Source organism: Pseudorhodoferax soli, assembly GCF_003337555.1.
In the GTDB taxonomy this organism is placed as follows: Bacteria; Pseudomonadota; Gammaproteobacteria; order Burkholderiales; family Burkholderiaceae_C; genus Pseudorhodoferax; species Pseudorhodoferax soli.
Genome location: NZ_QPJK01000013.1, coordinates 16,311 through 41,381, shown reverse-complemented (window position 1 = coordinate 41,381; position 25,071 = coordinate 16,311). Strand labels below are relative to the sequence as shown.

Genomic DNA, 25,071 nt, shown 5'->3' with positions numbered 1-25,071 from the left:
TTGATACAGTATCACGAACGGCGGCGGATGTCTGTCGGAAACGCCCAATCCAGCCTCCCCCTCCGATCCGGGAACCACAGCATGCAAAGTGACCTGTTCGCCACGGAAGAGATCGTCGCGATCCCGGGCCTGCGTTACGAGAAGGACTTCCTGACCCACGAGGAGGAAGCCGCTCTGCTCGACCTCATGAGCACCCTGCAACTGCAGCCCGCGAAGTACAAGGAATACTTGGCAAGGCGGCAGGTCATCAGTTACGGCGGCTCCTACGACTTCGATACGCACAGGCTGCGGCCGGCCAAGGATCTGGACGAGCGGCTGGCGCCGCTCCGAGACCGCGTGGCTGACTGGCTCGCCGTTGACCGGCGGCAGATCGTGCAGGTGCTGGTTGCCGAATACGCGCCGGGCACCCCGCTAGGCTGGCACCGCGATGTGCCGGATTTCGAGATCATTGCCGGCGTCTCGCTTGGCAGCGAGGTCACGCTGCGCTTTCGTCCATATCCACCAGACCAAGCAGCCAAACGCCAAGCTGTGCAACTGGAGGTCGCCCCACGTTCGATCTACAAGATGGCGGGCGCGTCGCGCTGGGCCTGGCAGCACTGCGTTGCGCCAGTCAAATCGCTCCGATGGTCGATCACCTTCCGGACGCCGCGCGAAACAGCTCGGCAAACGGTTCGGCAGACAACACTGCACCGACCCGCAAACGCCGTGGGAAGCCGCGGCCCTGCAGCGTATAGCCCTTGAACCTCGGAGCACCCATGGACTTATGGAACAGGACGGCGGTGGCAGCTCGAGCGACTGCAGCCGCGCTATGCATCGCGATGCTGTGTTCAGCGCTTCTCCCTTCGACCGCGAACGCCTGGGGACAGCGCGGCCATCGGCTCATTGCCGAGCTTGCACAGACCCAACTTACGCCGAAGGCTCGATTGGAGGTCGCGCGCCTGCTAGCGCCGGAGCCCGGGGCGACGTTGGCGTCCATATCGACCTGGGCAGACGAGCAACGCAGTCCTGCCACAGCCGCTTGGCACTACGTGAACTTTCCGCGGACGTCCTGCTCGTACGACGCCGCCAGAGACTGCGCTGGTGGCCGCTGCGTCGTGGGAGCCCTTGAGCAGCAACTACGCATCCTGCAATCAGCTCCTGGCGATGAGGCTCGGTTTCTCGCCCTCAAGTACGTCGTGCACCTCGCGGGCGACGTGCACCAGCCTTTGCACGCTGGCTTTGCGGATGACCGGGGCGGCAACAGCTACCAGCTGCAGGCCTTCGGAAAAGGCACGAACCTGCACGCCTTGTGGGACTCGGGGCTGCTGCACAACCGAGTCGAAGACAGCTCAGCGACGCTTGCGCGTCTGGCGCAGATCGGTGTACCCAGAGCGAAGCGGCGTGTCTCGGTTGTGCAGGCTGCCGAGGAGTCCTGCGGCATCACCTCCAGGCCCGACTTCTACCCAACAAGGACGCTCGACGACGAATATGCAATCCGGTTCACGCCGATCATGGAGCGGCAACTGGCACTCGCCGGAGCAAGGCTGGCCGAGCTACTGAATGACGCACTTCGCTGACGCTGTGCTGTCCGCCCGTGCCGTTGAAGAAGCGGTTTCAGCCGCACCCTTGCTTGGTCGCTGACGCCCTCCCGATACAGCACGCTGACCAACAGTCAGGTAAGCAATCTCGTCACCGATCTGCCAAACCTGACGGCGTTGCGCGTCATCGCGAACACCGAGTTGGACTGCCTGGAGCAATACAACTGCGCCCGCTACAACCTCGCGCGAGGCATGACGCAGAGATGGATCGACGCCGGACGCCCGAGGTAGGCCATTGAGGCGCAACGGCAAGACACCGGGGCGCGTCACCGCGACGACCAGTGGAACTCGGCGCCGATTGGCTGCGCCGCCCCCGCGTCCATCCTGACTCCAAGGGCATCGAGCACGCAAGGCTTCGGCGTCAGTACCTACTCGATTCAGGAGCCTGCCGGATTCGGCAGGTGGCGCCGAGGGTGGACTCCAACCTATGCTCCTCGCTCCATCAGCTCGAGAGCTCAACATGACGATGCCTCTGCTCCTCTCGTCGCAACCCGGTCAGATGTTCGCCATCTCAGGACAGGCGAGATTGTCCGATGTGCAGACCACCAATTTGCAGTTCGTCTATGCCCTACGCTTTGGGCTCGATCGCGACATGGCTGGCACATGCCGACGCTTTGGGCTGCTCGCCGAACAGGCTCAGGCGATCCGCGCATTGATGCCAGAGCGGTTGTGGGCCTCCGTCTGCGCGGTGGGTCACACGTCGCTGTTTCTCGCGCGCAGCGATGTCGTCACCCTACTCCAGGCGCCTGACGCGGTCGCCGCAACGCTGGCAGCAGCAAGGCCGGCCTTTGCCTCGATCCCCCCTGACCAGTAGGGCGCGAGATCCACGCCATGCCGATCGGCTCCTCGATCACCGTCAAGGTACACGCGCTGTCGCTGGCACAGGACTGCGCGCTGCTTGGCGCTCGTGTGCGCACGATTCAGTACCTCACCGGGCTGCCCGCGTTCGAGCTCCTGCGCATGCTGTTCAGCGCCCGTCATCCAGCGCCAAGAGGACGGACGCCGGACTCTCGGGAGTGGTACCACCGTGCCAACCTGCTTCACCGTGTCGAAGCGTCCGTCGTGATAGGCAGCTTCACGCGGATGCGCGTCGCGGGTTTCGCGCCGGCCGACGCGCTGGTCGCGGCCTACCAGGACTACCGCACGCTCTATAGCCGGCACTGCCGCATCAGCTTTGACCGGGCCTTCGACCTGGCAGCGCACACGTCTGCGCTGTGGATCACCTGCACACGCAGCTTCCACATGGTCAGGTGCGGGCGGTGCGGTTGCGAAGCCATCGACGCGGCCAGTCTGCGGCGATCGGGACCTTCGAGTTGCCCGTTCTGCGATCTGCTGCAACGGCTGGACCGAGATCCGCGCCTTGCTGCGAGCCTGAAGGTCCACGTGCCACCCTGCCCTGAGGCGTGGATACGGGAACTAGCACCCGGCACGCAGACTTCGGACGGCCAATAGCAGCAGCACGCTTCGTGCGGCAAGCAGACTGCCAGTGCTGGCTCGATACCATCTGGCTGCATGGGAGCTGACAATCGAGACTGGTACCGCGAGTGGTGGCGCCGCAGGACCGGCTACGTGGAACGCGCAAGCTTTCGGCTTGGCGCCGACGAACTCGCGCGGCGCAGATACTCGTCCGCCTGGCGCCGCAACTGGATCATTCTTGCCCTGCTGGTGTTGGTGGCCACGGGTTTCATCGTCGCGCGCAGGTTCTTCTGACCCTTGACGAGCGTCAATTTCGGGCGGTGAACGAAATTGCCAGGTAGGAGACGGGCCCCTGGACGATCTCCTCCACACCGTGCAGCGCGCTGGCGTCGAGCAGCAACGAGTCGCCGGCGTCGAACGCCACCACCGTCGCGCCATGGCGGTAGCGCAGGCGGCCGCTCAGCAGGTGCACGAACTTCATGCCGGGATGCTGGTAACTTGCATACGCGCCTGCCTTGGCATCCAGGCGCACCAAGTAAGGCTCCACGTTCAGCTGCGCCGAAGGCACGTGCCCGAGCAGCTCGTGCCGGTACCCCTGTACGCTCGCCAGGCTTTCGATTCGAGCGCCACGGCCCTTGCGCACCAAGCTGAACTCAGGCCGGTCCGCCTGCTCGGCGAAGAACCGCGCGATGGGAACGCCCAAGCCGCGAGCGATGCAACCCAGGGTGTCCACGGATGGGGACACCTGACCCCTCTCGATCCGAGACAGCATCGAGCGCGAGACACCGCTTGCCAGCGCCAGATCCTGCCCGGATAGCCCCGAGCCCATCCGCAGGGATCGCACCTGCACCCCGAGTCGCGTCACCAACGACTGCGGTTCAGCGGGCTTTGGGCGTCGACTCATGCAATGACTCCATCACCGCGATCGCGAACCGGCGAACGACCGGTCACTGGGGCTGCGACACGCAGCCGCGTCCTCACGCCGTCTTCGCCGCGGGTGGATGTTCGGCACGAGCCAATGTTCTCCAAGACGTACCGCAAGTGCCGTGACGCCTCGACGATTGCCCGTACCGCGCCGCGGTCCGCATTCCTGCGTTGAAGCTGGGACATCGCCTGAAGTTGAACTGGCATGCAGTTTTGTACCATACAAGCGGGTGCATAAATGCATCAATGCCGACACAGTTGGCGCATGCGTTCGCATCAAGATCCCGCCTTGCTGCGCGCCTTCGCAACGGAACTACGGGCGCGGCGCAACGCCGCAGGTCTGAGCCAGGAAGGCCTGGCGTTCCAAAGCGGCCTCAACCGCACCTTCATCGCCAAGCTCGAGCTGGCCGATACCAGTCCGTCGATCACCACGCTGTTTCGCATCGCCGAAGGGCTGCGGACAGATGTCGGAGAGCTGATGAGCGCAGTTGCCAAACGCCTTCGCAAGGAACGGCCCGCCTCCGGCAAAGCTGCAACCTGAACCATGCTCAGCTGATGGTCGACATGGCCGTGCGCGCCACGCACCGCACACGTGCACGTTGATACCAGCCCTGCGCACTGAACTGCAGCACTGGAGAGCCGTGAGATCGTGCATGGCGCTCAGCGCAGAAGCCCCATCGCGGCGGCGCGCGCCAAAGCGGCTGTCCGGGTCCGGACGCCGAGCTTGCGCATTGCGTTCTTGAAGTGGAAGTCGACGGTGAACCGAGAGCGGCTGATGATCCGACCGGTCTCATCGGCTGTCTTGCCGTCACCAGCCCAGCGCAGGACCTCGATCTCTCGGCGCGTCAGCTTGCGGGAGCGACGCTTGGAAATGGACACCGCCCACGGCGACAGTGCACCGTGGGCCACGTTGACAAGCCAGCGCAACTCAATGTCCTTCACGCGCAGTTCCAATTCGCTCAAGGGTTCATCGCCACGGGCCAGTGACAGCAAGCCGACACCGCCATCGGGACTGAAGCACGACTGAGCCCAGCCATGACGCAGTCCGAACGAGCGGGCCTCGTCCCAGAGCTGTGCAGCGCCGCGGAAGAGCTTGTTGCTCCACACGATCGGCTCGATCGAGGCGCGTGCACGGATCACCGTCGGGTCGACGCCCAAGTACTGGGCGTCGTCGTAGCGCTCTCGCCAGTCCTTGGCGTAGTTGTTCAGCAAGAAGATCTCACTGCGTGAGAACGGCAACGGATGTTGGTAGCCGTACGCGCAGGAATCGAAGCCAACTTCACGTGCGGCGTTCACGATCGCGGCGAAGGCCTCGTCGACAGACGTCACCTCGCGCAGTTCCTCGGGCAATCGCACAGACCAATACGCCATCCTGCCATCCTTCCTGTGACGAGAATCAATTCTTGCAACCGGCAATTCGGTTGCAAGATCGGTGCCTGAATTGCATATCAAGCAACGACTTCCCGCAACAGTGTCACTCCCAACGACTTCCAACAATTACTACCTATTTCGGTAGCTAGTCATCGATGTCACTCCAGCTTGAAATCCAAGACTCTGGAGGACTGCAATGAACTACGTAAGCGGAACTGCCCAGGAGCTGGGCCGGCATCTGCGCGCACTCGGGCAATATCGTCACCGGGTGTTCGTGCAACGTCTCGGTTGGTCGCTTCCCGAGGCGACTGATGATCTTGAGTGGGATGGGTTCGATCGTCCCGACACGGTGCATGTGCTGGCGACCGACGACACGGGGAGCATCCACGGATGTGCCCGCCTTCTTCCCACCACCCGCCCATACCTCCTCGCCCAGGTGTTTCCTCAGCTGCTGGATGGTGCGAGGCCACCTGCGGTCGAACACATGTGGGAGCTCTCGCGCTTCGCGGCGGTCTCTTTGGACGGCTCAGCACCTGCTCGCGGCACCCTTGACACGGTCCAGTCCCTGGCATTGCTTGCCGCGACCATGGATGTCGCGGCCCGGCGCGGTGCATGCGACCTCGTGAGCGTCTCCCCAGTGGGGATCCAGCGCATCCTGCGCAAAGGGGGCTATGCATTCTCCTGCCTTGGAAGTCCCCAACTCATTGAAGGGCAGCGGCTGTTCGCGTGCAGCCTTCCACTTCGCCCGGAACGACAAGCGCTGGTCGAAGACTGACCCATCGGGTTATGGCACAGGGCACCTCATCATCTCCGGCCACCTCGTGACCCAATCCATTCGGAGCGACGTGTTCACTCTCAGGCGAGTCCTGCGGACTCTCCAGTGCAATCTGAACCGCCAGCTGCCGCGCCGGTGACTGCGGTGATCGAGTGCGCACAGCGCGCTGAGTGCACTTGCAGATGACTGCGCGCGGTTCCCTGCAGGTGCCACGCGGCGTCAGCGCACAACGTCAACGCGCAGCTCGGCCGTATCGCCCCCTCACGTTGTCCCTCGTCGCCTCACAGGGCCTCACCCGCACGCCGTGTGTCCGAGAGATCGCAAGCGTGGCTTGTGGTTCGCTCGACGAAGCTTCCTGGTCCGACCGGCCCCAATTCGCCAGCCCCCCCCTGTTGCCCCATCGCTGCGTCCGGCCAAGCCGTGCGGCGAGCAGAGGTGCTTGGGCGCGGCTAGATCGTCGAGGCACGCCTTGAGAGCCATTCCGGCCTTAACCGCGCGTCGAACTAAGCGCGATATCCCCGTCGCAGTCGCTGCGTTGCCAGGCGACGAGCGAGATGCGGATGCCTACGCTTCGTTCATGGATCACACAGCGCCCAACAACCTGGTCGACTCCAGCCCGCAGCGCGCTGAGGCGCACCTGCGCGGCCGTGAGGAACGGTGGCAACGCGTCGCTCGTGCGGCACGAAGGAGCAGCACATTTCTTGCGATCTCGTTGGCCTTTCTCTCCGAAGCACGGGCTGAGCCGTGCTGGCGCGCCGCAGCCGAGCGCTACGGCATCGCGCAGGAACTCTTGATCGCCGTGGCCCGCACCGAGTCGGGCCTGAACCCGCGAGCCGTGAACAGAGACCACATCGACAGAACGTCGAGCTACGACATTGGCTTGATGCAGATCAACAGCCGCCATCTGCCCAGGCTCGCGCAACACGGCATCGCTGAGGCAGACCTGTTTGACGCGTGCGTCAATCTGCATGTAGGCGCTTGGCTTCTGGCAGATGCATTCAATGGGCTGGGACCGACCTGGGATGCCATAGGCTCATACAACGCCAGTTGCACCCAGCTCAAAGGCGAGGCGTGCACGCGCGCGCGAGCCCGGTATGCCTGGCGGGTCTTCCGCCATCTGCCCTCGGCGGACGGTCAAAAGGGCTCTGATGCCCGTGCCAAGACGGCACAGACATCGCGCATGGGCAGCCTTGCCGCGAGGGTCGGGCCATGAACGACCGTCACGTCGGCCACAGCGGCCCCTGCGTTCGTGTACTCGCGCTGTGCATCTGGGCGTCGACCTACGGTTGTGCCAGCAAGGGCGAGCCGGAAGACGGCTTCGCTCCTGCAGCGGCTCCTCCTGCACCGGCATGCATCGGTCAGGAGGTGGTCGGCCGCAGCGCCACCTTCGTGGTCAGGCCTTGCCAGCAACCCAAGTTGCACCCTGCGGAGGAGGCTACGCCAGCTTCCGTGAAGCGCCCCGCTCCTCCTGCGCCGTCCGCCGTGCCCGTCCGTCCGCCGTGACGGGGCCAGTCGTTGTTTGCCGACCTTCTCCCATCCGTTCGCCCGTCACTTCACAAGGAGCTATTCATGGATCGAGGAACCGCTTCGCTGCCCACCCCCAACCTCCCCGTCATGCCGGTCGCGCGTATGCGCCACGCTGTGACCTGCTGCGCCCTGGTTCTCGTCGCCATCGTGGGAACGTTGCTGGCGCTTCCAGGCCACGCGCTGGACCTGGTGGCATTCACGGGCATCACTGGACCGATGACCTCTGCGCTGTCCCAACTGGCCGACCTGGGCCCGGCGATCAAGGCGCTCGTCGGCTTCATCGGCTTCGTCGTGGCGCTGATCAGCCTGTCGGCACTGCGTAACTTCGGTCCGGTGTTGTTCTACATCGGCATGGCGATCTTCGCAGCCGTTGGCCTGGTGATTGCCGGGGCCATCATGGGTGCCGTGGTCTGAATCCCCGCAAGAACCGGGCAAGACCATGCAGGCGGATACGTACATCCCGCGCCGGCTGGACGACAGCTGGAAGATCGGCTTCTGGGACATCGACGTGGCCGCGCCGGTCCTGTTCATGTTCTTCGTCGGCTACCTGACGTCGCACAAGGGTGCCTTCGCCCTGTGCGTCGCTGGCGGCATCGCGCTGTCCAGGTGGATCGCCCGGCTCAAGGTGGACAAGCATCCGGCCTTTGCGACCCATTGGCTGTACTGGCACCTGCCGACCAGCCCGGCGTCCTCGATGCAGGCCACACCGCCGTCCCACGTACGGCGCATGCTTGGCTGAGGCGCCGTCGTGGAGTTCGAACGACTCAGTGGCGATCTGCGCGACCTGCGCCGGCGCAACCAGAACCTGAGCCTGGCGCTGGGCGGCCTCACCGGCTGCCTGCTTGTGGCACTGCTGTCCATCGTCTTGCTGCTCGGCTCGGTTCGCACCGTGGTTGTCCCGCCGACGCTGAACAAGACCTTCTGGGTCGCTGGCGACAAGGCCTCTGGCGAGTACCTGGAGCAGATGGGCAGTTTCATTGCCTGGCTGGTGCTGGACGTCACACCCAGCAGCATCGACTGGAAGAAGGACATGCTCCTCGGCTACGTCGAGCCGGCCCAGCATGGTGCGCTGAAGTCGCGCCAGGAGGTGGAAGCCGAGCGGCTCAAGCGCATCAACGCGGCCACCGCCTTCTCGCCCCAGCAGCTCGTGGCCAGTGAGGCAAGCCAGTCACTGGTCGTGCGCGGGCGACTGCGCACGCTCGTCAACGGCCACGAGACGGCCAACGAACTCAAGGCCTACCGGATCGACTTCAGCCACGCGGGTGCGCGCATGCACATCGTTGGCTTCAAGGAGGTGCCCTATGCGGTCAAGTGAGAAAGCACATCGCACCCGCGCGAGGTCCATCGATGAGCCGGCGCAGACGGCCGTGTCCGGGCAATGCGCGCGGGAGAGCCTGGCCGGATCACTCGCAATGCCTTGTTTGCTCGCACTGGGCATGCTTGGGCTCGGACTGCCCGCCCACGCCCTGCAGCTCGTCGAGGCGAGCGATGGCGTCGCGGTCGAGGCGGTCCTGTCCCTGAAGGAGCCTACGCGTCTGCGCATCGAGGACGCAGCCATCACCGACGTGTTCGGCAACATCCACTCCAACCAATGCGGCAATGCCGATGCCGGCCCTGGGCTCACGCCGGGCGTCACACCTGCCGCTCCCGGCGCCGGCGCAGCAGGCAACATCAACCTCGACGGCGACATCATCATTGCCTGCGATCGCGGCAAGGGCGAGATCTACCTCAGGCCGGTGGGCGACAGTTCGCGCCCGGTGAACCTGTTCGTTTCTTCGGCCACCGCCACCTACACCCTGCTGCTGCGTCGCGCGGACACGCCTGCCGACACCATCGTGATCAGGGACAGGACGCCACGAGCACAGCGCCGGCAGGCGCAGCAGTCTCCACCGGCGGGCCCGGCACCCAGCCACGTGCGCACCATGAAGGCCCTGCTGGTCGCCATGGCTTCGGGCCGCATTCCTTCCGATGTACGGGTGGAAGATGTGCGACGCACGCTGCACCTTTGGCCGCAGGTCCAGTTCACGCTCCTGCGTCAGTACGAAGGTCGCGGGCTAATCGGGGAGCGGTACACGCTGAAGAACATCGGCGCCGAGCCGATGGCCCTCGCAGAGCAGGCGTTCTATCGACCCGACAGCCCGGCAGGCGGCGAGATCACGGGCATCGCCATCGAGCACCACAAGCTGGAGCCGGGCGACACGACGACGGTCTACGTCCTGCGGCGCGGAGGTTCGCGATGATCCCTTCCACCCCTCCCCGCAAGCCGCCAAGCGATCCGGCATCACCGCGCGAGCGCTGGTTGGCGCGGATGACACCGCGCCAGAGGCAGTTCGCGTTGCTGGCAGCGATCGTGGCCGCTGGGGTCGCCCTGTTGTGGATCGTCTTCAGCTTCTCGGAATCGGCAACCACTTCCGGTGGTGGTCGGCAGCCTGCAGCGCATCCCGACGACGTCACCAACATCGGGGTCATGCCCCCTGGCGGGCAGGTCAATGCACTGGACCAGTGGGTCGGCCAGGCCGGCCGCAAACTGGCGCAGTACGAGTCCGAGCGCGAGGAGCAAGGGCGCCAGAACAAGGATCGCCAGGCGTTCGAAGCGAGGACGATGCAGCGCTTCGCCGAGTTGGAGCAGCGATTGCTTGGATCGGTCAATCGAAGCCCGCCGCCAACGCCAGCGCCGCCAGCTCCCCAGTCCCAGGCGGAGCCACCCTATGCGACCGTGATGCCGCCGCAGCAGGCATTGCCTGTCCGGCCTGCCCCAGCGGCGCCCCTGGGACCTCCGCCCCCAAGTTCGCCTCTCACGGGTTCTCCTGTTGCCGTGGTGGTGCCGAGATCGCCCTCACCGGTCATCTCTCGGGTGTCGCTCGGAGGCGCTCCAGCTCGGCCGATCGAAGCCGCAGCGGTGCCGAGCGACACAGCCGCAGGCGCCGCCACAAACCAAGCCTCTAGCACGGTGTCCACATTCCTGCCGGTGAGCTTCACCCGCGGCATCTTGCTGGGCGGCCTGGATGCGCCCACCGGTGGGCAATCCCAGTCCAACCCCCATCCCGTGCTGATCCGCCTTTCCGACAACAGCGTGCTGCCAAATCAGTTCCGCGGCGAGTACGTGGAGTGCTTCGTGGTCGCGGCAGGCTACGGGGACATCAGTTCCGAGAGGGCCTATCTGCGCACGGAGAACCTGTCCTGCGTGCGGGCCGACGGCGCCACGTTGGAAGTGCGGATCCAGGGTTCGATCTACGGCGAGGACGGCAAGGTCGGCATGCGCGGGCGGCTCGTCACGAAACAGGGTCAGATGCTTGCCAACGCGCTGCTGGCCGGCGTGGTCAGTGGCATCGGCCAGGGCCTGTCGACGGCCAATACCAGCTACAGCAGCTCGCCGCTGGGCACGGTCGCCAGCACCGACAGCAGCGCGGATGCCTACCGCGCCGGCCTTGGAAGCGGCGTCGGCAAGGCGCTGGACCGTCTGGCGCAGTACTACATCAAGCTCGCGGAGAACACTTTTCCGGTGATCGAGGTCGATGCGGGACGGCAGATCGACGTCGTCATCACCAAGGGCGTGCGCATCGAAGTGCCCATGACGTCCACCACGCAAGCCGGCGCGCGCCGCGCCCAGGCGCCGCAACACCGTTACCTGGAGCCAACCGATGACCACAGCTACTGACTTGGGACGGCGGCCTGACGGCCGGCCAGCAGCGCTTCTGCCCGCTCGCGCCTCTGCACTCGCTCTCGCCGCCGCGTTGCTCGCACCCTTGCCGGGTCTCGCAAACACCGGCGAGGCCGCCCGGCTGCTCGAGCAGTTGCGCACGATGCATCCAGGCACCCAGTTCTCGGAAGTCGCCGTCACCGAGGTGCCTGGCATCTACGAAGTCTGGATGAACGGAAACGTGGCCTACGTTCCCGCCGCCAAGCCGCGCTTCTTCCTGTTCGGGCGTCTCTTCGACACCGAGGCGATGCGCGACCTGACCGGACCCAAGCTCACGCAGCGTGCCGGCGGACCGGAGGCGCTCCTTTCCGCTGCGAGCGAAACTACGGTCGCTCTGGACTTCGGGCAGCTTCCGCTTGCCGATGCGATCACTGTGCGCCGCGGCAAAGGAAGCCGCCAGGTGGTGGTGTTCAGCGATCCGAGCTGCGTCTTCTGCAAGCAGCTCGAGCCAGAGCTTGCGGCGCTGCAAGACGTGACCATCCACACCTTCTTACTGCCGTTCCAGGGCGAAGCCCGCCCCGTCGGAATCTGGTGCGCGAAGGACCGTGATCGTGCATGGCACCAGTGGATGCTCAAAGGCGACGCCAGTGCCCAACGCCCGGATGCGGGCTGCGAGCATCCGATCGGGCGCAATCTCGCCCTGGCGCGCTCGCTGCGCGTGACCGGTACTCCCACGCTCTTCTGGCCGGACGGGAGCCGAACGGACGGCTACGTCGACCGCACCGTGCTGCAGGCACGACTGCAAAGCAGCGGTGCGCCGCCAAAGGCTGCTGCAGCGGAGCCGAAGGCGGCGGAGCCGAAGCCATGAGTCGGTGGCTGCTGGCGTCCAGCCTTGCGCTGGCTGGCTGCGTCAACATGTCCGGCCTGGACGGCGAGACCAGGTATGCGTGCGCAGCGCCAACCGGCGTCGCCTGCGACTCCGTCTCTGGCACCTACGCAAACGCAGTGCACGGCAATTTGCCGAGCCAGCGCCCAGCCACTGCCGGCGCAGAGCGCAATCCGACCAACGCGAGTACTGCGCCATCGCTGATCGACAACGCGGGCGGCGCGGGCACTGCTCCGCTACCCGCTGCACCGTCCGCGCTGACCGAGCCGATGAGCGGACAGGCCGCCATCGTTCTACGCGCCCCGGCCAGCGTACTGCGCCTGTGGACGAAACCTTGGGAGGATGCCGACGGCGATCTCTGGGACCAGGGCTATGTCTACGTCCAGGTCGACAACGGACGCTGGCAACTCGACCACGTGCGCCAACGCATCCTGGACAGCTACACCGCGCTCAAGCCACCGCCCGCAGGCAAGGCCGATCCTGCTGAATCGCGCGCAGAGCCGGATTCGACGTCCTCCCCATCGCTGGAGGCGCCGGCGCGCATGTCGTCTCAATCGCCTCAATCGCCATTCGGCGGCTTCCCCGCGTTCAACCAGCCGCCGACCGCCAACGGTCTGCGCAAGCCCTGAAATCACAATGCACGCCGATCTCTCCGCCTCCGATCCACCGGCAAAGCGCCGTTGGCCCTGGACCCTCGGCACGCCCTCGCCCGCAGAGCAGTTCGCCGGCTGGCTGCCCTACTCCGGCTACCTGGCCGACGAGCGCATCTTCGTGAACCGCGACGGCATGGGTTTCATGCTCGAGCTCATGCCCCAGGCCGGGGCTGATGAGCGTATGGCCGAAGTTCTGGTGTCCATGTATGCGAACTGCCCGCCCGGCACCGGCCTGCAGTTCCACCTGTTCGCATCGCCGCACATCCGCCAGCAGCTGCGCCAGTACACCAACCTGCGCGTGGAGGACACGGACCAGGCCGAGCGTGCCCAGCCCTGGGGCAGGCCCGTTCCCGACGAGAACCTCTTCCGCAAGCTCGCGCGCCAACGTGTCCAGCACCTGCTGCGCGGCACGAAGGAGTCGCTCACAGCCGGATTTCACTACACCTTGCGTGACTTCCGCCTGATGCTGAGCCTCACAGTCCCAGGCGATGCCGAGGACCTGACGCGGCGGGACGCGCTGCTGACGCTGCGCGACTCCATCAGCGCTACGCTGCGCTCGGCCATGTTGCCCAACCGCGTGTGCGACGCGACCGATCTCATCAACTGGTGCGCCCTCTTCACCAACCCGGACCGTATCGCGCACTCGGATCACCCGGACCTCAACTTCGACGACGACCGCTGGCTGCACTACGACGATGGCCGGGAGATCCGCGACCAGATCGTGGACTTCGACACGATCCAGGACCTCAGCCCCACAGGCATCAAGCTCTGGAAAGAGACCAGCGAGGAGGTTCTCGAGGCGCGCTTCTTCTCCGTCAAGAGCTACCCCGAGCGATTCGGGCTCTGGCAGATGGGCTCGCTTATCGGCGATCTCATGCAGCCAGCCCTGCAATACCAGGCGCCCTTCATGATCACCTTGGGCGTGCACATGCTCGATCCCAACGCGACGAAGTCCATCATCACGGCCAACCATGTGCGCGCCACCCAGAACGCCAGGAGCAAGATGGCCGACGTGATGCCGGACGTGCAGAAAAAGCGCGATGACTGGGCGGCAGCGGCAAATGCCATCGACCATGGCGGTGGACTGGTCAGCCAGTACCACCAGCTTGCGATCTTCACGCACCCGGACCGGGCGACTGCGGCACAGGAGGCCGCGCACGCGATCTGGCGCGCACGCGGCCTGCAGCTCAACGCGGACACCTACATGCACCGGCAAGCGCTGCTGGCCAGCCTGCCGATGACCTTGACGCCGCGGTTCCACAAGGACCTGGCCAAGATGCGGAGGGTCACGCGCAAATTCATCTCCAACGCCGTGCACATGGCCCCGCTCATTGCCGAATGGCGTGGCACACGCACGCCCGCGCTGGTCTTCGGCGGCCGCCGCGGCCAGCTCATGACCCTGGACCTGTTCGACAACGACCTGGGCAACTACAACTTTGCCATCATCGGCGCGCCCGGTTCAGGCAAGTCGGTGCTCATGAACGAGCTCGCCTGGTCCTACCGCGCGATCGGGGCCAAGGTCTGGATGCTGGACCTGGGGCGCAGCTTCGAGAAGCTATGCCGCAAGGCCCACGGCACGTACATCGAGTTCCGTCCGGACGTGAAGATCTGTCTGAACCCGTTCACCATCGTGCGCGACATCCACGAGGACATCGACATGCTGGTGCCCGGCATCGCCAAGATGGCCTCGATGCAGCACCAGCTCGAGGAGGTCCAGTACAAGGCCATCTCCGCCATGGTGCTGCAGCTGTGGCGCGTCCATGGACAGGACCTGACCATCACGGGCCTGCGCGACGCCTTCAAGACAGGCTCCATCCCTGATCTAGGCATCGTCAACGACCAGCGCATCAAAGACCTGGCCATCATGCTGAACCCCTACGCTCGCGGCGGGCAGTACGAACGCTTCTTCGAGGGCAAGGCCAACGTCGACTTCAGCAACGACTTCATCGTCATCGAGAACGAGGAGCTCAAGCGTCGCCCGGACCTGCACGCGGTCGTCAACATCTTGCTGCTGCACCAGATCACGGGCGAGATGTACCTCACGCGCAACCGGCGCAAGGTCCTGTTCATCGACGAGCTCAAGCAGCAGTTGGGCGACATCGGCGCCGACGACCCCGTCAAGGCCGCAGTCGTCGAGGAGGCGGCACGACGCGCACGCAAGTACGGCGGCGCGCTGGGTACGGGGACACAGAGCGCGGACGACTACTACGGCTCCGCACAGATGGAGGCCGCCTTCAACTGCTCGGACTGGGTGTTTCTCCTGCGTCAGAAGCCCGAGTCCATCGAGATGCTGGCCCGAAAGGGACGCATCAGCATGGACGAACCCAAGAAGCGCCTGCTTGGCTCGCTGCGCACCGAAATGGGCGCTTACTCGGAGCTCTACATCTCTTCGCCGGTTGGCGAAGGCGTCGCCCGCAACATCCTGGATCCTGCCACACACCTGCTGTTCTCCAACAAACTGGAAGACAACGCGCCGATTGACGCCCTTCGCGCACAGGGCCTTTCAATCGACGAAGCGATTACCGAACTGCTGCGCCAGCGTGGACACATGCCCTGAGAGGATCAGTCGCGGCGCATGCGTCGGCATGCTGTCTTCCACAGATCCGGGATCCGTCCAGGCATGAAGGCATGAGCATCACGACCGCCTCACGCACTCAATGTTCATTCGGACCGAGTACTTGCAGATCGACAGCGATGCCAATAGTCTGCCCGCGAGCTGGCTACCTGCGGGCAGCCTCGGGCGAGCCCTCCCGGCTCGCCCGAGGCTCGCTTAGCTACCGCGGAGAGAACGCCTGCGAGGCGTCGCTCGTCTGGCGACCTCCACCTCCCCTGGCCATTCGCCGTTTGCCCGGAGCAGGCGTGCCGTTGTAAGACCGTCCATGAACATCATCCTGCAAGGCGACTGGAAGCTGCGCTGCAGTGCGAACGCCTCAGTTTGCTTGCGAACAGGCGCGCCGATCTGGTGGCAATGCTGAACCACGTAGACGTGCGCAGGGATGTTGAACAGCCGGTAAAGCTGGTCGCCGTTCTTCCCTAGGTCGGTCGGCTTCATCGGATGGAACCGAGAAGGTCCTTTGAGCAGAAACGCTGCAGTATGACGGCGACCATCGAGCATCAGGTTCGCAGACATCACGTCGCTTTCCTCCCCGCCCCAATCCTTCGGCACCGAGTGCTCGCCCAGCAACTTGCAGATCAGGCCTTTCACCGCAGACTCGGGAATGCCCGCCATGCGCTTGAACTCCGACTCGGACGGAATCCACTGGTTGTCCATGCTGGCAAACTGGTCGACGTCCTCGGGGCGAAGTTCCAGAGAACTCAAGAACGGAAGTTCCAGCCCAGTCCCCGTCGTGACGAGATCCCCAATGACGTACGGAACTGCGCGCAGCACGTCCTGGTCGATGCCTGTGATGTAGCCGAACACGAAAAGACGCGTTGAACCTGACAGGCGCACGTACGCGGTGCTATTCGCCAGCCCGCCCTTCGAGAACTCCACGAGAAGCCTCTTGCCTTCGAGCGGAGCATCGAGCTTCTCGGAAAGGGATAGCGCGGGGGTCTTGTTCGCTACACCGAAGCCCTTTCCGTAGACATGCCCGTAGTAGATGAAGGGAGCTCCCTCGCGGAGCTCGCCTGTGAATGCGAGCTGGGGCAATGTCTTGACGTGCCCGTCCGAGATCGCGGCCATAAGGTAGCGGCCTACCGCATTGGAGAGGATTGCTGCGGACATTGCGACGTCCTGACCTTGAAGAGTGGCTTGAACGTTCGCTGGAAGAGGTTGTGATCCAAATAGGCCCAGCACTCGGTCCTTGCTGAGGTAGAACGCCGTCAGTCGGGCACCATCCATCGCGAAGCCAGGCTCGGGCAGCGGATAGTCTTCGTATGGCTCGAAAGGAGGAGATGGCTTTGGCGGCATGGTCTAGAGAGCCGCTTTGGCGTAGTCGAGGAACTCCGCGTGGGGCGTGCGGGCTTCATCCCAACGGTTCGCGCCTGCAGGGCGATGCCTGCGCCCTGAAACTGTCAGAAGAAGCCGGCGCTTTGCTCGCGAGATCCCCACGAAGTACGCAGATCGTTCAGAGGCTACGTTGCTCCAATAAGTCTGGGCTTCAACCCCGAGCATGACGACGGTGTCGAACTCCAAGCCCTTGCTCTTGTGAATGGTCATGATCCGCACAGCACTGTCCTCCGAGAACCGCGACACCGCCTGCAATGGATCGTTGCCAAGCCTAATGAGTTCGTCGATCCGGTCGAAGGTCAGTGCAATCACCTCCTCAAGCCTCGCGCCCTGCTCGTAGTCGGCCGAAAGCGCCGCCAAGGCATCGCGGCCCATCAGCGTCAAAAAGGCGACTGCCGTCTCGCGCATCGCCGCCGCATTCAGCCGGGATCTCCGCGCTCTCTCCCGCGCCTCATCAATGAACCGGTGCCAACGGGCATGTACTGCGTAAGCTGCACCCTCCTCATGCCCGGTGGACAGCAGAACGCCCATCAGGCGACTATAAGCGTCGGGCTCCCGGTTTCCCATCACGACCGCGAGATAGTCCACGACTAGGCGCGACGCCGGTTCGGCACACAGGTCCTGCAGGACTTGCTCGTTGCGAAACGCGATGCCGCGCCTGGCCAGCTCGGCCATAAGGCGATCCGCGTACAGCTCGGGCTGCTTGCTGATCAAAACCGCGATCTCGGAGGCTGCAACGCCTTCCTCATCGGTCCACACGCGGATTTTCTCCGCCAGGCCCTCCGCTTCCCTTTGGCTGTCTGCGTAGGGCGCCACCGTCACTTCGCCACTATTGCCGATCAGGGTGGCATCGGACACTGCCGCCTGAGGATCCATGACCTTCACCATGGCGTTCTGCATCCGGCGCAGGCGCGGCAAAGAGCGGAAGTTCTGATACAGGTGCAGGTGACCAGCGTCGAAATCCTGGGCGAAGGTCTTGAAGACCCCTTCCAGCGCGCCGGCCCATCCCATGATCCGCTGCTTCGTGTCGCCCACTGCCGTGAGTTGCGCGCCCGTCCCGCGGAATGCCAGGCGGACAAGCTGATACTGCTGACCCGTGCAGTCCTGGAACTCATCTAGGAACACATGGTCGTAGGTCTGCCGGATCGCGTTCCGGGCAACCACGCAATTGGTCAGGATCTGGACAGCGAGTGGCACCAAGTCCTCGTAGAGGATCTGACGGCGCGCAATCCGGGGCGTTCCGATCCTGTAGTCCGCATCCAAGGCGTCCGTGCCGGTCAATACAGTCCTGAAGCGGTCGATCACGCGCTTGGCGAACGCATGAAAGGTGTGGCTGTCCAAGCGCCCCACAAGATCCGGGCCACACCGCTCGCGTGCGCGCTCCTTGAGGTTGCGGCTCGCGTCGACCTTAAACGATATCGCCAGGATGCGCTGCGGGTAGCGGCAGGCTCCGGTCCGCAGCAGGAAATCCGCGCGCTGTGCGAGCATCTCCGTCTTGCCTGCACCAGGGCCTGCGGTCAACGCCAGGCACCTATCCGTCTCCTTCACCGCGCGCAGGGCGTTGGGCTCCAGCGTCAAGCCACCGGAAGGCATCCAAGCCGCCACCCCGATCACTCTGGCAGCCCTGCCAGCCGGACCTTGACCGCCTCGATCAAGCGACCGATGCGTCGCGGCATCGGAGTGAGCAGTTCTTCGTCGTCGAGATCGGCCAGCGCGGCAAGGTGCTCTGCGGGCTTGCTACCAAGCTTGAACCGCTTGTGGTACGCCGAGAAGTAGCTCTGGTGCTGCGTGTTGTACTGCTCCACCCCATGTCGCTTCTTGCCGAGCACAGCGATCAGCGTCGAGGGTTCAGGTGCACCGAGTTCGTCTTCGGTGACACCGTATGCCTCGCTGTACCGACGCAGCATTGCGAAATCAAGGTCTAGAGGTGAAGAGAAGAACACCTGCCAAGTCTCCAGCCAGGCAAGCACATCCTTCCCCCGCTGCGACTTCAGAACGTCATCGTCACCATTCCACGCCGGTAACGCGTCGATGTACTCCCGGTTGAGGCCCTGTATGGGCACGCCCAGTTCGAGCAACTGCCTGGCAGCGTAGCGCACCCTTCCCCAGCCCCCTTGGTAGCGGCCCAAGTCCAGGTCGAGCAGCGTGACATGCGGAATGCCTAAGCCATTAAGCAGCCGCCAGAAGTGGTTGACATGTCGGCCACCCAGCGGTGCAACGACGATCGACGCATCGTCCTCCACCAGGCCCTTTGCTTGCATCAGCCGTGGGAGCACGATCTCCTCACTGTCGCCCTCTCCCAGTACGACCAGCCGTGAAAAGTACAGCTCTGGAAACGACTGCACCGCTTCGCGCACGAACTTGTGCGCCTCGTCGGCAGCGTTTGGCAGGACGATCAAGCTGACCGCCGTGTGCCGGTTCGCATCGAGCCTCAGGTAGCGAATGTTCTCCGGCGGCACCCGACGCAACAGGGACGGGGCATGCGTAGCAACTACCGCCTGTGCATCGTGATGCCCGGAGAAGCCAGTAAGGGCCTTGATGACTCGGCCTAGATAGTGCGGCGAGAGACTATTCTCCGGCTCTTCCGTCGCAACGAGCGTGAACACGGCAGGCCTCAGCTTGTCAATGTCGAAGGCGTCCGACTCCCCGGCGAGCGCTTGACGTCCGATGGCCTGAACCGCCAGCACCAACGAGATGTAAAGGAGAGACTGCTGACCGTCGCTCAGGCGAGAGAAGTCGACGGTCTCGTCGTCATGCCCGGGGGTGAACCCAACCGTCAGATGCCTCAGAAGGTTGTCGATCTCGTCGCGCGCGAACGAGACCGAAGGGTTGGCATAGTAGGCGCCCTTGTGCAGGGCGGCCCAATGCGCTGCCAACTGCTGGCCAAGCCCTTCGACCGCAGAATTTCCTGCCAGGGCTTCGCCGATCTGCTGAGTGAGCCCACTGATGTCGGCCTGTTCCTGCCGCCAATTGGCGGCACGCAGCACGCGGCCCAGAAGCGAACTAGCGGCGAAGGAAACATGGTCCTTGGGATCCCGCCTCGCTGGGAGGTAGTGCACCTGGATGGCATTGCGGGCGTGCTTGGACACGATAGCCGTCTTGACAGGCTCGTCGGCAGCGTCGGCCTGAACGACGTAGTGCATCGTTTCCTCGATGTCTCCGTCCTCATCGAGCCGGGCCATCAGCCGAAAGCGTACGCGCGGGATGCCGTCGGGCGACGCTAGCTGCATGTGCGCGAAGTGCCCAGGGATGGTGGCGTGCTTGCCCACGGCCAGCCTGAGCTCTGGGAACTCGAATTGTGCTTCCAACCACAGCGACTGGGGAACGGTCTCGCCGGAAGCAAGTGCTTTCGGCGGGATGTGGAAGTCAGTGCGCCGGATCCTGCGAAGCGTAGGATCAAAGCCGAACAGCCGGGCCAACGCCTGCAGAACGGCGGTTTTCCCAGAGCCATTGGGTCCAAGAAGGTACGTTGTAGCCTCCAAACCAATGACAGTGGGCTGCGGCCCAAACGACTGAAAGTTGCACATCCGCAACCGCGTGAGTTTCATCCTGCCCCCTGTAGTCATCTTTACCGTCCGGCAACTGCCACGCGGCGGCCGGCGATGGGATGGCACCCATCCCGGCGGCAGTTTATCGACGCGCAGCGGGAACATGCTTAACCCATCGATGCTCCTGAGCACGTGCAACCTTGCCGACCCCTGAGGCGCCTCCGGCAGCCAGTGAAAGTTGCGCGAAGTGGTCGAAAGCCCGCCAAGCATGGGAGAGAGATCTTCCAATTCCTGCTCGATCAGATTGGCAACGCCGCTTTCGCGCTGCCAGCGCCCGTAGACTGCAAGCAGCTTGGAGCGCAGCATCTCGGTGCGCTGTCTCTCCTTGAGCGTCGGCCAAATGATGACCTGCACGTCTCCGGCTTCGTCTTCGAGCGAAACGAACACTGTTCCCTTCGCTGTTTCAGGCGCTTGGGCGCCCAAGCGACCTGCGCTACATCGAGCTAGGTAGCCTGCGCGACGACGCGGTCGCGCAGCGCGCGACGGCCACCGTACAGCCGCACACTTCCTTCCACCTCCAGTACAACGGCGTCATCAACGATGGCCACGCGCAGCGAGAACTGCAGCGCCCATGTTGAAAGAATGCGCAGTTGCTCATCCGAGGGCGGCGTGCTGGGGGGGCGACTGCAATAACAGGGCTGCCCACAACATGGGGTGCCTCGCGCTGATCAGAAGATGTCGAACGCTGCATGCGGGGCGTCAGCACGGAGGCGAGCCCCCTAGGGAAGGTCTGCGTAAATCGCGCCGCGATGTGCTGATCAGCGGTGACCAGGCGCAGAGAATCTAAGCCATGAAGCAAGCCGACCTGGGCCTGAACTTGACGACCAAACGCACGCGCAAACGCGAGTTCCTGGCAGAGATGGAACGCGTGGTGCCGTGGACAGCCTTGGTGGCCTTGATCACGCCGTACGCCCCAGAGGGCAAACGCGGTCGCCCGCCGTTTGCTGTGGAGACGATGCTGCGCATCCATTTCATGCAACAGTGGTTCACGCTGAGCGATCCGGCGATGGAAGAGTCGCTTCACGACGTACCGCTGTTCCGCGAATTCGCGGGCCTGAACTGGGACACGCCGATGCCCGACGAGACCACGATCCTGCGGTTCCGCCGTTTGCTGGAGGAGCACAAGCTGGCCCCGCAGATTCTGGCGCTGGTCAACGAACTGCTGGGCGCCAAGGGCTTGATGCTGCGCGCCGGCACGGTGGTGGATGCCACGCTGATCGCCGCGCCCAGTTCGACCAAGAACGCCTCGGGCGAACGCGACCTGCAGATGAAGCAGAGCAAGAAGGGCAACCAGTGGTACTTCGGCATGAAGGCCCACATCGGCGTGGATGCGGACTCGGGCCTGGTGCACACGGTGCGCGGCACGGCCGGCAGCGTCAACGACGTGATCGAGGCCAACACGCTGCTGCACGGCCAGGAAAGCGAAGCCTGGGGTGATGCCGGCTACCAGGGCGCTGGCAAGCGCCCCGATGCGAAGGTCGCCGTGCGCTGGAACATCGCCATGCGCCCAGGCAAGCGCAAGCTGCTGGACAAGGCCCGCCTGGTCGACAACCTGACCGACCAACTCGAACGGCTCAAGGCCAGCATCCGGGCCAAGGTCGAGCACCCGTTTCGTGTGATCAAGCGCCAGTTCGGCCACATCAAGGTGCGCTACCGCGGCCTGGCCAAGAACACCGCGCAGTTGCACACCCTGTTCGCGCTGTCGAACTTGTGGATGGTGCGAGGGCGTTTGATGGGAGCGCAGGCATGAGTGCGCCTGCACACGACCAAAGGGCTGGAAAGCCGGCCTTAGACAGCGCTGCGATGGCCTGCGCACGAGAGGTTGCCGCGAATCTGTTTGGCCGCCCGGCATCAGCACATCTCAAAGCGCATTGCGCAGAGAGTCCCTAGGGATGGACGGCACACCAGCGGCTGCTCCTGCGGTGGGCCACGTCGCTTGAGGATGCGGACGGAAAGATCCCAGTCTTCGCCGGATTCAGCATGCAACCGAAGCGGTGCTGCGGAAGCTTCATGGCGCGCGGCATCAGGACGGCAAAGGAACACGGGCCCTTCACACGCGAGCGCGCAAACCTGGAGCCTACGCAGCTGATCAGGCCGGACCTTGGGCAGCCAGGCGATGACCGCCCCTGCTGCGTTCGACTTGATGAGCTGCTCTGTGGTCTACAGCCGCTGCGCCGGCGCATCGGCCTGAAGCCAGATGAACTGTCGCTCGTCCAGTCCCATATGCTGCAGGCCTGGAAGGTGTGGGTGCCTGGGCGGACCGATGACCACTATCTGACCGCCAGCTTGAACCACCTGGCTGAGCGCCGGTGTCAGAAGCCGCTATTCGCTGACGGATGGCGGAGCTGCGAGAACCTCGGTGACGGAACGACGCGGCCACCCGCCACCGGGCAGCGCTACGTCCAGTGCGGGCCATCCAGACGGCACGGCTTCGATTACCTGGTGGCCCAGTACGTCGCCACGCCAGACTGCTTCAGCCACGTGCGGCGCGAGCCGCAGCACCCCGCAGCCATCGTTGGCGGCGTGGGGCGCGGCGAAAGTAAGGACGGCGGCCATGCTCCAGAATGACTGTATGTAAATACAGCATAACGAAGCCTAGTGCCTGTCGGCGACGTGGAACTCAGCGACCAGTGGCTCTTGCCACCCAAGTTTCCCCAGCAGCTGGCCTGCGAGGCGCGTCGACACGCCACAGTCGTCATCTTCGACATGGGCGGCAGCGCGAACCCTCGCCCGCACGGACTTGACGTGTTCCACCGAAGTGGCTGTAGAAGCCCGGCAACAGCCCTCACTTCTGCGGATGATTCGCTGCCCGCGTCAGCGTAAGATGTGAGGATGGCGGGCAGCATGCACTTGCACTCTAATGGGTTCCTGGTCAGGAGCGGTACACGCCCGCCTCAACCTCCGCCGCGCCAGCGACAAAATGTCGTGATCCTTACCTGGAAGGCTGGATATGCAAAGGCGCTCCTGGAGGCGGAGAGCGCACGTGGTCGTGGTGATGTTCCTGTGTTTCTGAAGCATGCGCGCCAGGACTCGCCAGACGCGGAGACGTGGAAGCTCATCCACACGCGAAGCATTCCCCTGCTTTCAGTATCCAGCCGGTTTGCCGGTGAGGGTTGGACTTGGGACGAATTGGCGCGGGCAACGCAAGAGGCCTGGCGTCAGAGCCAAGAAGGGCTGACCGGCATGCCGCAGACCGGTCAGCTGTCCCCGCTGCCACGAGACACACAACCAAGCACAACAACGGTGTTGACCGATGAAGAACGACGCGAGTATCTGCGAGCCATGTACGGCAACCCGGAGGACGACGGCGTTCGATGATGGAACTGCCGCGTGAGCCGGGCACTTGCCGACTTCCGGCTTGAAGATCGCGTCTACCGTCTAGGTCAGTTCTCACCGGTCAGCATCCGGGATCAGGTGGTCCGAGCGACCTATCTGGTCGAGCACCTCGTCGCGACCTCGGAGCTTGCAAAGTCCACACGGCTGGTGGTTATTGGCGCAGGCGCTGCAGGGCTCACCGCAGCGGTCGCGGCCGCTCGCCTTGGCGTTCAGCACGTGACGCTGGTGGAGCGCGCGGGTACGGTTATGCCGCTGCAGAGCCGCTCGCAGTCGCGCTGGCTGGACCCCGTGCAGTACGACTGGCCCGCATCCCATTGGCGAGAGCAGGCATGGCCGATCGACGAGAACCCTCGGCGGTTCACTGCGGTCGCGGCCACCTTCCCCGTTTTGCGAGCCGCAGTGGCCGAAGACTGGGCCTCGAACTTCGAGAGCCGAGCAAGCCCCGTACTGGGTAAGGGCGTGACCGTGCTTTTTCACACTGAGGCGTTGGCCTGGACCGTAGCGCCCACAGGCGTGGTAATCGATCTCCACGATGCGAAGACTGCGACGACAAGCCCCATCGATGCCGATGTCTTGATCCTCGCGGCCGGATTCGGCACGGAAGACTCGGCGGTGCCTGACGCATCGAATCCAGGAACAAAGTTCAGGGGCGTGGACTTCTGGGCCGACGACCAGTTCGAGTCCGCAACGATGGGCATTGCCACCAACAGGCACGGTGTCCTGGTTTCTGGAAGCGGCGATGGTGCACTCCAGGACTTCGTGCGGCTGAGCGTCGGTGTGCGTGCTGTGGGAGACGTCCTTGACGCCGTGTGGAACAGCACGACGGCCCTGACTCCCTGGAAGGAGCAGATGCTGGGGCTATGGCATTGGGAGGACCACGCTGTCCGGGCTCGCGGCTTCTCTCCATCCCCCCTTGACGAGTGCATCCTCCTGCGGCGCTTGCATACGAGGCACCATGAGGCGGTTGAAGCGCTCTTTGGTTCTCCCCAGTGGCAAGCCGTTCAGCGCTGGTTCGACGCAAAGATCTCGCGTCGCAATTTCGGAAGTGTCCAACTCGCGCTGAGATGTGACCACTTCCACTGGTGCTATGCCCTCAATCGCACCGGCGCGCTGATCGCGATCAAGTACTTCCAAAGCAAGGGCTTCGATCCCATACTCGCCAACGTCGCGCTCAAGAGTACTGCTCCCCTCGCCCACTCTTGCAGCGCCGGCTGCTGGGGACATGCGCACGAGGCACATCTCGCCCAAGGCGTCACCTGCGCCGACGATGCGAGTGCCATTCATGCTTGGCCAGCGGCGCAGACAACGTCAGGCCAGTACGACGGCTTGGTGATCCGGCACGGCATCGACCCTTTGACGTATGGTCCGCGGACGTTTGACCGGCTGAAGCCACAGATCATTCCCTTTCACCTGCCGTGACCGGCAAGTCGCGCTAGCCTCGAAAATTTCAAGCTCGCGCACCTGTGATG

General features: G+C 64.2%; 25 protein-coding genes. 20 read left to right on the top strand and 5 right to left on the bottom strand.

Translation table 11 applies throughout. From position 1 onward, the window contains the following. The first annotated feature begins 81 nt into the window (after positions 1-81). From DES41_RS33205 to DES41_RS38595, 5 genes are all read left to right on the top strand, one after another. Positions 82-741: an alpha-ketoglutarate-dependent dioxygenase AlkB gene (locus tag DES41_RS33205; protein WP_114472054.1), complete on the top strand. Its 660-nt coding sequence runs from the start codon at positions 82-84 to the stop codon at positions 739-741. 14 nt (positions 742-755) lie between these two features. After that, entirely contained in the window at positions 756-1,556 is an 801-nt protein-coding gene (locus DES41_RS33200; RefSeq protein WP_114471915.1) for a S1/P1 nuclease, read from the top strand. 481 nt (positions 1,557-2,037) lie between these two features. Continuing rightward, entirely contained in the window at positions 2,038-2,391 is a 354-nt protein-coding gene (locus tag DES41_RS33195) for a hypothetical protein (protein ID WP_245965990.1), read from the top strand. Positions 2,392-2,408: 17 nt separating this feature from the next. Further along, positions 2,409-3,029 (top strand): FlhC family transcriptional regulator, encoded by a 621-nt coding sequence (locus DES41_RS33190; protein ID WP_114471914.1) that lies wholly within the window; start codon positions 2,409-2,411, stop codon positions 3,027-3,029. A gap of 117 nt (positions 3,030-3,146) precedes the next feature. Beyond that, positions 3,147-3,287, top strand: coding sequence for a hypothetical protein (locus DES41_RS38595; RefSeq protein WP_170168364.1), 141 nt, complete (start codon positions 3,147-3,149; stop codon positions 3,285-3,287). 13 nt (positions 3,288-3,300) lie between these two features. On the opposite strand, the gene DES41_RS33180 is transcribed toward DES41_RS38595, so the two are convergent. Beyond that, the gene (locus DES41_RS33180; protein WP_114471912.1) at positions 3,301-3,897 is read right to left on the bottom strand and encodes a helix-turn-helix domain-containing protein; all 597 of its coding nucleotides are present in this window, start codon (positions 3,895-3,897) and stop codon (positions 3,301-3,303) included. Between the two features lie 309 nt (positions 3,898-4,206). On the opposite strand from DES41_RS33180, the gene DES41_RS33175 reads away from it, so the two are divergent. Further along, positions 4,207-4,458, top strand: a complete 252-nt coding sequence (locus tag DES41_RS33175; protein WP_245965989.1) for a helix-turn-helix domain-containing protein — start codon at positions 4,207-4,209, stop codon at positions 4,456-4,458. Positions 4,459-4,577: 119 nt separating this feature from the next. Here DES41_RS33175 and DES41_RS33170 read toward each other — a convergent pair whose 3' ends face one another. Then, positions 4,578-5,267, bottom strand: coding sequence for a LuxR family transcriptional regulator (locus DES41_RS33170; RefSeq protein WP_211333133.1), 690 nt, complete (start codon positions 5,265-5,267; stop codon positions 4,578-4,580). Positions 5,268-5,484: 217 nt separating this feature from the next. On the opposite strand from DES41_RS33170, the gene DES41_RS33165 reads away from it, so the two are divergent. The 10 genes from DES41_RS33165 (at position 5,485) to traC (ending at position 15,326) form a co-directional block, all read left to right on the top strand. Beyond that, positions 5,485-6,063 carry an acyl-homoserine-lactone synthase gene (locus DES41_RS33165; RefSeq protein WP_114471909.1) on the top strand — a complete coding sequence of 193 codons (579 nt, stop codon included), beginning with the start codon at positions 5,485-5,487 and terminating at the stop codon, positions 6,061-6,063. Positions 6,064-6,532: 469 nt separating this feature from the next. Further along, positions 6,533-7,276: a lytic transglycosylase domain-containing protein gene (locus DES41_RS33160; RefSeq protein ID WP_245965988.1), complete on the top strand. Its 744-nt coding sequence runs from the start codon at positions 6,533-6,535 to the stop codon at positions 7,274-7,276. Between the two features lie 356 nt (positions 7,277-7,632). After that, complete coding sequence (locus DES41_RS33155) at positions 7,633-8,004, top strand: hypothetical protein (RefSeq protein ID WP_245965987.1); 372 nt, start codon at positions 7,633-7,635, stop codon at positions 8,002-8,004. A gap of 25 nt (positions 8,005-8,029) precedes the next feature. Continuing rightward, positions 8,030-8,329, top strand: a complete 300-nt coding sequence (gene traL, locus DES41_RS33150; protein WP_114471907.1) for a type IV conjugative transfer system protein TraL — start codon at positions 8,030-8,032, stop codon at positions 8,327-8,329. Positions 8,330-8,338: 9 nt separating this feature from the next. Continuing rightward, positions 8,339-8,905: a type IV conjugative transfer system protein TraE gene (gene traE, locus DES41_RS33145; RefSeq protein WP_114471906.1), complete on the top strand. Its 567-nt coding sequence runs from the start codon at positions 8,339-8,341 to the stop codon at positions 8,903-8,905. 106 nt (positions 8,906-9,011) lie between these two features. After that, positions 9,012-9,830 (top strand): type-F conjugative transfer system secretin TraK, encoded by an 819-nt coding sequence (locus DES41_RS33140; RefSeq protein ID WP_245965986.1) that lies wholly within the window; start codon positions 9,012-9,014, stop codon positions 9,828-9,830. Then, complete coding sequence (locus DES41_RS33135; protein WP_114471904.1) at positions 9,827-11,248, top strand: TraB/TrbI/VirB10 family type IV secretion system protein; 1,422 nt, start codon at positions 9,827-9,829, stop codon at positions 11,246-11,248. The genes DES41_RS33140 and DES41_RS33135 overlap by 4 nt, the downstream gene beginning before the upstream one ends. Next, a complete protein-coding gene (locus DES41_RS33130; RefSeq protein ID WP_114471903.1) occupies positions 11,232-12,098 on the top strand; it encodes a DsbC family protein in 867 nt (288 codons plus the stop codon). The genes DES41_RS33135 and DES41_RS33130 overlap by 17 nt, the downstream gene beginning before the upstream one ends. A 47-nt stretch (positions 12,099-12,145) precedes the next feature. Further along, positions 12,146-12,745, top strand: coding sequence for a TraV family lipoprotein (locus DES41_RS33125; protein ID WP_245965985.1), 600 nt, complete (start codon positions 12,146-12,148; stop codon positions 12,743-12,745). Between the two features lie 7 nt (positions 12,746-12,752). After that, the gene (gene traC / locus DES41_RS33120) at positions 12,753-15,326 is read left to right on the top strand and encodes a type IV secretion system protein TraC (protein WP_114471901.1); all 2,574 of its coding nucleotides are present in this window, start codon (positions 12,753-12,755) and stop codon (positions 15,324-15,326) included. Positions 15,327-15,539: 213 nt separating this feature from the next. Here the strand turns inward: traC and DES41_RS33115 are convergent, their stop codons facing one another. The 3 genes from DES41_RS33115 to DES41_RS33105 form a co-directional block, all read right to left on the bottom strand. Beyond that, the gene (locus DES41_RS33115) at positions 15,540-16,493 is read right to left on the bottom strand and encodes a methyltransferase (protein ID WP_114471900.1); all 954 of its coding nucleotides are present in this window, start codon (positions 16,491-16,493) and stop codon (positions 15,540-15,542) included. A 189-nt stretch (positions 16,494-16,682) separates the two neighbouring features. Beyond that, positions 16,683-18,296, bottom strand: coding sequence for an ATP-dependent helicase (locus DES41_RS33110; RefSeq protein ID WP_245965984.1), 1,614 nt, complete (start codon positions 18,294-18,296; stop codon positions 16,683-16,685). Positions 18,297-18,328: 32 nt separating this feature from the next. Beyond that, positions 18,329-20,653, bottom strand: a complete 2,325-nt coding sequence (locus tag DES41_RS33105; RefSeq protein ID WP_245965983.1) for an ATP-dependent nuclease — start codon at positions 20,651-20,653, stop codon at positions 18,329-18,331. Between the two features lie 403 nt (positions 20,654-21,056). Here DES41_RS33105 and DES41_RS33100 point away from each other — a divergent pair, with 403 nt between their 5' ends. The 4 genes from DES41_RS33100 to DES41_RS33090 all read left to right on the top strand — a co-directional run bounded on the left by DES41_RS33100 (position 21,057) and on the right by DES41_RS33090 (position 25,021). Continuing rightward, positions 21,057-22,016, top strand: a complete 960-nt coding sequence (locus DES41_RS33100; RefSeq protein WP_114471898.1) for an IS5 family transposase — start codon at positions 21,057-21,059, stop codon at positions 22,014-22,016. Between the two features lie 260 nt (positions 22,017-22,276). After that, positions 22,277-22,834: a hypothetical protein gene (locus DES41_RS33095; protein ID WP_114471897.1), complete on the top strand. Its 558-nt coding sequence runs from the start codon at positions 22,277-22,279 to the stop codon at positions 22,832-22,834. Positions 22,835-23,191: 357 nt separating this feature from the next. After that, on the top strand, positions 23,192-23,584 hold the full coding sequence (locus DES41_RS38125) for a hypothetical protein (protein ID WP_147283022.1): 393 nt from the start codon (positions 23,192-23,194) through the stop codon (positions 23,582-23,584). Positions 23,585-23,596: 12 nt separating this feature from the next. After that, the gene (locus tag DES41_RS33090) at positions 23,597-25,021 is read left to right on the top strand and encodes an FAD-dependent oxidoreductase (RefSeq protein WP_114471896.1); all 1,425 of its coding nucleotides are present in this window, start codon (positions 23,597-23,599) and stop codon (positions 25,019-25,021) included. The last annotated feature ends 50 nt before the right edge of the window (positions 25,022-25,071 follow it).

Bases quoted from the DNA above. Each gene is read 5' to 3' on its own strand.
- traC (WP_114471901.1), top strand. From the start codon at position 12,753: ATGCACGCCGATCTCTCCGCCTCCGATCCACCGGCAAAGCGCCGTTGG.
- DES41_RS33195 (WP_245965990.1), top strand. From the start codon at position 2,038: ATGACGATGCCTCTGCTCCTCTCGTCGCAACCCGGTCAGATGTTCGCC.
- DES41_RS33205 (WP_114472054.1), top strand. From the start codon at position 82: ATGCAAAGTGACCTGTTCGCCACGGAAGAGATCGTCGCGATCCCGGGC.
- DES41_RS33200 (WP_114471915.1), top strand. From the start codon at position 756: ATGGACTTATGGAACAGGACGGCGGTGGCAGCTCGAGCGACTGCAGCC.
- DES41_RS33135 (WP_114471904.1), top strand. From the start codon at position 9,827: ATGATCCCTTCCACCCCTCCCCGCAAGCCGCCAAGCGATCCGGCATCA.
- DES41_RS33125 (WP_245965985.1), top strand. From the start codon at position 12,146: ATGTCCGGCCTGGACGGCGAGACCAGGTATGCGTGCGCAGCGCCAACC.
- DES41_RS33190 (WP_114471914.1), top strand. From the start codon at position 2,409: ATGCCGATCGGCTCCTCGATCACCGTCAAGGTACACGCGCTGTCGCTG.
- traL (WP_114471907.1), top strand. From the start codon at position 8,030: ATGCAGGCGGATACGTACATCCCGCGCCGGCTGGACGACAGCTGGAAG.
- DES41_RS33180 (WP_114471912.1), bottom strand. From the start codon at position 3,897: ATGAGTCGACGCCCAAAGCCCGCTGAACCGCAGTCGTTGGTGACGCGA.
- DES41_RS33100 (WP_114471898.1), top strand. From the start codon at position 21,057: ATGAAGCAAGCCGACCTGGGCCTGAACTTGACGACCAAACGCACGCGC.
- DES41_RS33095 (WP_114471897.1), top strand. From the start codon at position 22,277: ATGGCGCGCGGCATCAGGACGGCAAAGGAACACGGGCCCTTCACACGC.
- DES41_RS33155 (WP_245965987.1), top strand. From the start codon at position 7,633: ATGGATCGAGGAACCGCTTCGCTGCCCACCCCCAACCTCCCCGTCATG.
- DES41_RS33115 (WP_114471900.1), bottom strand. From the start codon at position 16,493: ATGTCCGCAGCAATCCTCTCCAATGCGGTAGGCCGCTACCTTATGGCC.
- DES41_RS33130 (WP_114471903.1), top strand. From the start codon at position 11,232: ATGACCACAGCTACTGACTTGGGACGGCGGCCTGACGGCCGGCCAGCA.
- DES41_RS33165 (WP_114471909.1), top strand. From the start codon at position 5,485: ATGAACTACGTAAGCGGAACTGCCCAGGAGCTGGGCCGGCATCTGCGC.